The following is a 7,392-nucleotide window of genomic DNA, read 5'->3' as shown; positions in this document are numbered from 1 at the left end:
TCGTGAGTAATGGACGTCTTTATCCGTTTCAATTCGAAATGTCTCGTCGTTCAGCTTATTGACCGTTTCTACAGATTGATCAAGGACAACGGTTTGTTCGAACATTTGCATCTGCTCAACCAACTCGTTGACAAGGTCTTGAGCGCGAACTTTCGGAAAGCCCGCCACATCGTATATATACTTCTCGGGATAAAGAGCAGAAAGTTGTCCGCCCAGCTGGGGCATGCTTTCGATAATCTTCACTTTTGCCTGGCGCATTCCCCCGTAGAAAGCGGTAAACAATCCTGCAGGTCCCCCGCCGATAATCGTTATATCGTAAAGATCTACGGATGTATCTTCCACGAATCAGCACCTCCACACCTGATAGATGTCTTTTATATAACAGGAGTATTATAACACACGGTTTTCCCGAAAAGAAAATAATTGAATTAGCATAGAAATGATGCTTGCGCAGTGGCGTGGACCGTGCTTGAAATCGTATATTAAATAAAGTTATAATAGAATCAAGAAATAATGACTATTTATCAACATTATTTTTGGATACATACGTGAAATGGCTCACAAAACGATGATTGGCAAAGGATGTGACTATAATGGCAGCAAAACCGAGGATAGTTATTTTGGGTGCAGGCTATGCGGGTATGATGGCCGCGAAACAATTACAAAAAAATGTTGGGACAGATCGGGCAAATGTAACGCTCGTGAACAAGCATGATTACCATTATCAAACGACGTGGCTGCATGAACCGGCTGCAGGAACGATGCACCATGACAAGGCACGTGTGGAAATACGCAAAGTGTTAAATCCGGCAAGGATTAATATAGTCCAGGATACCGTCCAACACGTGAGAACAGAAGAGAAAAAAGTCATCCTTAAAGATGGCGACGATCTTTTTTATGATTATCTCATCATCGGACTCGGAGCTATTGGGGAGACGTTCGGCATCGAGGGTGTGTACGAGCACTCTTATCATAAATGGACGTTGGACGGTGCTCGTGAACTAAAGGATCAGATTGAACTTCAATTTGCCCAGTACCAAAACCAGGAGAACCAGGATGAGCTTACCTTCATTGTTGCCGGTGCCGGTTTTACAGGTATTGAATTTATCGGGGAGCTGACCGATAGGGTGCCGGAGTTATGTGAACATTATGATGTTCCGCGCGAGAAGATTCGGATGTATGTCATTGAAGCAGCGCCATCCGCTCTGCCGGGATTTGATCCTGAGCTTGTGGAATACGCTATGAACTTATTGGAACAACGTGGCGTGGAATTCAAAATCAATAAGCCGATCAGCGAAGTCCAGGAAGGAAGAGTTATTTTAAAAGATGGGGAAGAAATTTCTGCCAACACCATCGTCTGGGCGACAGGTGTGCGCGGAAACCCGATTATCGAAGATGCAGGCATCGAAGCGAACCGCGCCCGGGTAAAAGTAGAACCGGATTTGCGCGCGCCCGGCCATGAGGACGTCTTTATCGTTGGCGATTGCTCTTTAATCATTGATGAAGAAACCGAGCGTCCTTTCCCGCCAACCGCACAAATTGCCTCGCAGCAGGGGGTGAAAGCGGCTGAAAATGTGGCAAGCATGATCATGGGCGGTACACCCACAGCATTTAAGCCGGAAATCCTCGGGACGCTGGCATCTCTCGGTGGAAAAGAAGCGATGGGAACGGTCAAAAAACGAAAGCTGTTCGGACGTAAAGCCTTCTTTATGAAACACATGGGCGATAACCGTAATCTCATGAGACTAGGTGGACTACCTCTCGTATTAACAAAAGGTCGCAATCCAATCTAAGTTTTAAAAGCCCATCGCTTGGCATCGCTCACCTCTTAATTGACGCTCGGGGTTTCCTTTTGTAAACTTGTTTTGATACGGAGGTGAGCGGTTTTGGGTATTACGAGTCTTCCGCAATTGATCATTTCCATAATGTTGTTTCTAATCCTTTTCTTCGGCATTGGATTTTTACTTAATATGGTTTTGCGTTCAACGTGGATTATGGCTATTATTTATCCGTTAATCGTGGTATGGATCGTTAATCCGGCTGCGCTTACAGAGTATTTCACGAACCCGGCAGAATCATTTTCTACGATTGGACCGAGCTTGGCAGCGCTACAATTGGCCGATTTGGCGATCCTGGCATCGGGTTTAATCGGTTCGATCATCGCAGGAATATCGGTACGCATGCTTCGGGTGCGCGGGTATCAAATGTTTTAAGTGAGAAATCGTGCTTATGGCACGGTTTTTTTAGCAGGTAAGAAAGTATAAACCACTTTCTTATCCTGCATAAGTGCAACTAAGGCTTTCGCCAGGCTTGGCGATAAGCCAAGTTTTCTTTATTTTTATCACTGATTGATTCAACCAGCTCATCCAATATTTTACGTATATCAATCTCTCTCCGCGGGTATGCTTTCAGGAGTGAAAGAGGGTGAGAGCATGTCAAAAGGGCTCAAAATTTCAAGAAGAGTCATTATGACGGTGTTATTTCTGGCGGCGTTATATGTAACGTGGACGACGTTGAGCCAAGTGCCAGTGAGTGAAATCCTCGGTAGCGATTATGATCATCCAGACGATATACATGCAGCCCCTTCCCTTCGTGAAGAGTTAGGCGTTTCAGCGATGAAAGCGGCTCCCCACGCGGAAGCGGCAAGCGCTTCAGTGGCTGAGACAGTTTCAGCGCTCGAAGAAGAAATCAACTGGTCGCAATATCCGGTTGAAACCGTAACGGCAACCGGTTATACCGCCAATGCAGAGTCGACGGGAAAAGCCCCGGGTGATCCGGCTTACGGCATCACCTATTCGGGTATTCCCGTTCATCGTGATGTTTACTCTACGATTGCAGCTGATCCGGATTTTTTTCCTCTCGGTACGGTTTTATTTATTCCGGGTTACGGATACGGTGTTGTGGCCGATACCGGTGCAGCCATACAAGGATCGAAGATCGACTTATACTTCGATACCATCGATGAAGTCTATGATGAGTGGGGCAAAAGAGACGTTGAGATATACATAGTGAAAAAAGGAAGCGGTGAGATTAGCGAGGAAGAACTAATATCCCTGAATGACCAAAGGGTATTGGTGTACTAGAGGACATAAACAAGCGAGCAGGGGGTGGGTTTTCATCCATAAGAATATCACTGCCGTGCAAGTTCATGCCCCAAAAGCAGTACTCATTTTGAGAGGTACGATCGAAGTGTTCCCGCGTGTTAAGAACCCCCCTGTACGCGTGTTCCGACGACCGGCCGTTTCACGAACTCGGGTAGTTTGTGTGCGATGATGCCGGCCGCGATGGTAAATGCGATATCTTTAATGAAAAGCGGAAGCATCCCCAGCCAGACGATAGTATATGTAAACTGGTCAGGCGCATCGAAGCCGAATACATAGGCGCCATACACCCAATTGGTTCCGATCAAGTAGTTAAAAGCCAAGCCGACGATCCCGGCGATACAATAAGTGGCTAACTGGGGATCTCGTGACTTTTCGATGATTTTTCCGACAACAAAAGCCACGACAATAAAAGAAAGAATAAAACCGAAAGTCGGACGAACGAAAATTCCAGGGCCGCCTTGAAGCTGCGCGAAAACCGGGGCACCGAATAACCCGACAATCGTATAAACGACCATAGCGAGCGCGCCTTTTTTGCTGCCGAGAATGGCGCCGGCCAAAACCGCGATGAATGGTTGAAACGTTAAAGGGATCCCGGCAATGACAAGGAATGGAAAGATAACCGTGATATTCGCTGCCACACCCATTAAAGCGACAAACATAGCGATAATAACGATATCGAATGATTTCATATGTAGCTCTCCTCTCTCTGTTTATGAAATTGTAAACAGGTAAATAAAAAATGTCAACCAAAATTTAAATTTAGTTGACATTAAACGCACTTAAATCGTTTGCGTACGTTCATATTTATTGGCCTGTTGCCGAGCTCTGTGACTGAGCATGATTCTCACGATAACGGCGGTGATGATCAAAAGAAGGCCTGCGAAAATAAATACAGAGGGAATTCCGAAACTGCTCGCGATAATGCCACCGGATACAGGACCGATCACATTGCCAAGAAATCGAAAGCTTTGATTGTACCCAAGCACTTCTCCCTGCATAGCCACCGGGGCGGCTTGGCGAATGTAGGCTGTTGTACATGGGATCAACCCACCTACTTGAATGCCATACAAAAAGCGAAGCAGCACCAGTTGCCAAAGTTCGGTGACAAACGCCTGGGGAATGAAAAACAAGCCGGAAAGCACGAGCAGAAGCAGCAAGATTTTTTCATGACCGACGCGATCCCCGATTTGTCCCCATTTGCGAGTGGCCAGCAAGTTGCCGAGGCCGGTAACGGAGAAGGCCATCCCCGCCAGAAAGGCCATGTTTTCAGCGGAGGTAAGCTCCCCTACATAGAGAGCGAGCAATGGTTGCACGCTGAAGTTTACCATTTGCACGATAAGCGCTACGGCCATTACCATGATTAATAGTGGATTCGTGACAATATGGCGGATGACTTCTTTCCAGTGATAGGAGCGTTGCTGCTCGTCTTTTTCCTGGAAAATGACTTCTTTCACGCCAAAAATAACGAGCAATGTCGCTAGTGAAAGGACGAGAGCGGTCAGGATAAACGTAAGGTCCATGCCGACCGTATCGGCGATGACGCCGCCGAACAAAGGTCCCATCAAGCCCCCGGAAACGGTCCCCATCTGTAACGTGCCAAGCTTTTCTCCGGCCGTCCGTTTATCGCTTTGTGCAGATATGAGGGCCATGGAAGCAGGGATGAATCCGGTGGCAAGCCCCATAAATGCCCGCAACACAAAAAGAGCGGCCACGGATTCGACGTAACCCATAAGAAATACGGAAAGGGCGATGCCGAACCCTGTGCCGATTAATATTATTTTGCGCCCGAAACGATCGCCGATACGCCCCCAGATCGGGGAAACGAAGAATGCGACAAGGAAAGAAACGCCAAAGACTATGCCTGACCAACGTTGGACTTCTGCCGGAGAGTAGTGACCAAACGATTCAATATATAACGACAAAAAAGGCAAGACCATCGTCATGCTTCCGGCGACGAGCATGTTGGCAAACCACATGATCAGTAAATTTCTTTTTTCAGGTTTAATACAATCACCTTCAAAAATTTGTGGACAGGTAAATTATTTCGCTTCTCTAAATATCGCTTCTCTAAATATATAGTGAAAACCATTTTCAGTCAATCTTATTAAATTCGAATTTCCGGGCAAAAAAAGACGCCAATGACTCGCATTGCCAGATTGCTCTTCGCGGCCGAAAAATTCGACTGAATGCTTGCCGAAGGATGGGAAAGGGGGATGAACAGCAGAACATGAATACAGAACGGGATGCCCTCGTCATTGCCCACCGTGGGGTCACGGGTGTTGATATGGTTGAAAATACCGTCAAAGCGTTTGAAAGAGCTGTTGCCCTCGATGCCGATTTTATCGAAACGGACGTTCGTCGCACCGCTGATGGCTATTTAATTTGTTTTCACGACGGGAAACTGGATGGGTCCGCTGTTAAGAAAATGAACTATGCGAGCCTACAGCAATACGCGCGCATGATTGGTTGGGAACTTCCCCTGTTGGAAGAAGTCCTTCGATTATGTAAGGGAAATTTGCGGTTGGACATCGAAATAAAAGCGAAAGGGCTGGAGAAACAAGTCGTCGAGGAAGTGAATGCGACCGGGATGAGCAATGAAGTGCTCATCACCTCTTTTCACGACTCGGTGCTAAGAAAAATTAAACTGCATGATGCTGCCATCAAAACCGGTCTGTTGCTTGGTCGACGATTGTTTCAGCAAAGATTTCGCCTGCACGCCTATATACAGGATTTCTATCCCGAATCAAGATTGAAAAAGATAAATGCAGATGCCGTCTGCCCTCACTATCACCTGTTGCGCCTCGGGTTTATCAAACGCATGCAGCGCCTCAACTTGCCTGTCTATGTCTGGACGGTCAATGATAAAAGGAGAATGGAAAAAGTGCTCGCCAAGGGAGCGAACGGATTGATTACGGATGATATCGTGGAAGCGATGGAGGTTATAAAGGGCCGCGATAGATTATCTTTGTGAATCATAGATATGATATAATCAATATGAGCTACGTAAGCAGGATGAGGCGGTGGCACCCCGCGTACTTTGACATTATCCATTTGATTACACGAAAAAAGTAATCCCCTCTCCTGTGAATATGATAAAAATACGAGCAAATACAACGGAGGGATCTAACCATGAGTGCACGTGTTGAAAGTTTCGAACTTGACCATACCATCGTCAAAGCGCCGTACGTTCGCCAAGCCGGTACACAAAAGGTCGGCAGCGACGGCATCGTTCATAAATTCGATCTCCGTTTTGCCCAACCGAATGTGACGAATATGACCCCGCCGGTCATTCATACACTCGAGCATTTGCTCGCGCTTAATATTCGCGAGTATGCAGAGGCTTACGATCACTTTGAAGTGATTGATCTTTCCCCGATGGGATGCCAGACCGGCTTCTATCTAATCGTCAATGGATCTGCCGAAGTGTCCGAAATCATCGACATTCTGGAAAAGACGTTAAACGCCGGTCTGGAATACGACTATGTACCGGCGGCTACCGAAGAACAGTGCGGACAGGCCAGGCTTCACGATCTGGAAGAGGCAAAGACATGGATGCGGTATTGGTTAAACCAGAATCAAAAAGATTTGGAAGAAGTATATTAAAAAATCCGGGGCGCACTATCGTCCCGGTTTTCACGTCTCCTCATAATAAGCCTGCGCCTCGGTAATAAGGTTGCGAATGGATAAATCAGCGACCGGCGCGGTGTTTATCCTCAGAACATTTTCCATCATATACAATGCTTTTTTATTTTCTTTTTCGTCGACAGAAGCGGTGCAATCACGGGGGACGATGACTTTATACCCGCGCATGTAGGCATCGTTGGCCGTGAAGTGGACACACATATTGCCGGACGCACCGGTTAAAATCAACGTCCGTACATTCAGGTAGCGCAACAGAAGGTCGAGCGGTGTATAAAAAAAACCGGAAAACTGGGGCTTCAACACAAAATAATCTTCTTCAAGCGGCTTAAGCATATGCGCTATTTCCTGTCCGCGGACCTCTTCATAAAGGCAGTGATCGACGATTTGCCGGAAGTCACTCTGCCAATACCCGTAGTTGTCGTTGACGTAAATGACCGGGATATAATAGGATTTCGCGTACGCTTTGAGGGTAGCGATTTGACTTGCAGCTTCTCGCATCGGTTTATATAGTTTTTTCCCATTTTCAAACTCCAGATCATTAATCATATCAATGATCAAGAGGGCAATGGTTTGTTCCTTGTGATATTGATTTATGTATCCTCTCATTTTTTCACCCGCTTTTATGCTAAAATGGAACATGATGTAT

Annotated in this window: 9 protein-coding genes; 5 read left to right on the top strand and 4 right to left on the bottom strand. The window is 46.5% G+C overall.

The genetic code is table 11. The features are described 5' to 3' along the window. On the bottom strand, positions 1 to 342 hold a 342-nt coding region (locus BLS58_RS09170; protein WP_143018894.1), incomplete at its 3' end, for an NAD(P)/FAD-dependent oxidoreductase. Positions 343 to 593: 251 nt separating this feature from the next. Between BLS58_RS09170 and BLS58_RS09165 the strand changes: the two genes are divergently transcribed. The 3 genes from BLS58_RS09165 to BLS58_RS09155 all read left to right on the top strand — a co-directional run bounded on the left by BLS58_RS09165 (position 594) and on the right by BLS58_RS09155 (position 3,083). After that, entirely contained in the window at positions 594 to 1,793 is a 1,200-nt protein-coding gene (locus BLS58_RS09165; protein ID WP_090398185.1) for an NAD(P)/FAD-dependent oxidoreductase, read from the top strand. A 99-nt stretch (positions 1,794 to 1,892) separates the two neighbouring features. Further along, complete coding sequence (locus BLS58_RS09160) at positions 1,893 to 2,213, top strand: YuiB family protein (protein ID WP_090398218.1); 321 nt, start codon at positions 1,893 to 1,895, stop codon at positions 2,211 to 2,213. Positions 2,214 to 2,432: 219 nt separating this feature from the next. Next, positions 2,433 to 3,083 carry a 3D domain-containing protein gene (locus BLS58_RS09155; RefSeq protein ID WP_090398183.1) on the top strand — a complete coding sequence of 217 codons (651 nt, stop codon included), beginning with the start codon at positions 2,433 to 2,435 and terminating at the stop codon, positions 3,081 to 3,083. Positions 3,084 to 3,202: 119 nt separating this feature from the next. Here the strand turns inward: BLS58_RS09155 and BLS58_RS09150 are convergent, their stop codons facing one another. Both BLS58_RS09150 and BLS58_RS09145 read right to left on the bottom strand, forming a co-directional pair. Further along, positions 3,203 to 3,793: a biotin transporter BioY gene (locus BLS58_RS09150; RefSeq protein WP_090398181.1), complete on the bottom strand. Its 591-nt coding sequence runs from the start codon at positions 3,791 to 3,793 to the stop codon at positions 3,203 to 3,205. A 90-nt stretch (positions 3,794 to 3,883) separates the two neighbouring features. Then, positions 3,884 to 5,080, bottom strand: coding sequence for an MFS transporter (locus BLS58_RS09145; RefSeq protein ID WP_090398179.1), 1,197 nt, complete (start codon positions 5,078 to 5,080; stop codon positions 3,884 to 3,886). A gap of 251 nt (positions 5,081 to 5,331) precedes the next feature. Here BLS58_RS09145 and BLS58_RS09140 point away from each other — a divergent pair, with 251 nt between their 5' ends. Together BLS58_RS09140 and BLS58_RS09135 are read left to right on the top strand one after the other, a co-directional pair. Beyond that, positions 5,332 to 6,075 carry a glycerophosphodiester phosphodiesterase gene (locus tag BLS58_RS09140; RefSeq protein ID WP_176764687.1) on the top strand — a complete coding sequence of 248 codons (744 nt, stop codon included), beginning with the start codon at positions 5,332 to 5,334 and terminating at the stop codon, positions 6,073 to 6,075. A gap of 158 nt (positions 6,076 to 6,233) precedes the next feature. Continuing rightward, positions 6,234 to 6,707, top strand: coding sequence for an S-ribosylhomocysteine lyase (locus BLS58_RS09135; RefSeq protein WP_090398175.1), 474 nt, complete (start codon positions 6,234 to 6,236; stop codon positions 6,705 to 6,707). A gap of 30 nt (positions 6,708 to 6,737) precedes the next feature. On the opposite strand, the gene BLS58_RS09130 is transcribed toward BLS58_RS09135, so the two are convergent. Next, a complete protein-coding gene (locus BLS58_RS09130; protein WP_090398173.1) occupies positions 6,738 to 7,352 on the bottom strand; it encodes a cysteine hydrolase family protein in 615 nt (204 codons plus the stop codon). Positions 7,353 to 7,392: the final 40 nt, after the last annotated feature.

Source organism: Natribacillus halophilus, assembly GCF_900100185.1.
Lineage (GTDB): Bacteria > Bacillota > Bacilli > Bacillales > Marinococcaceae > Natribacillus > Natribacillus halophilus.
Note: the sequence above shows the minus strand (reverse complement) of the source record. Positions and strands in the feature narration are given on the sequence as shown.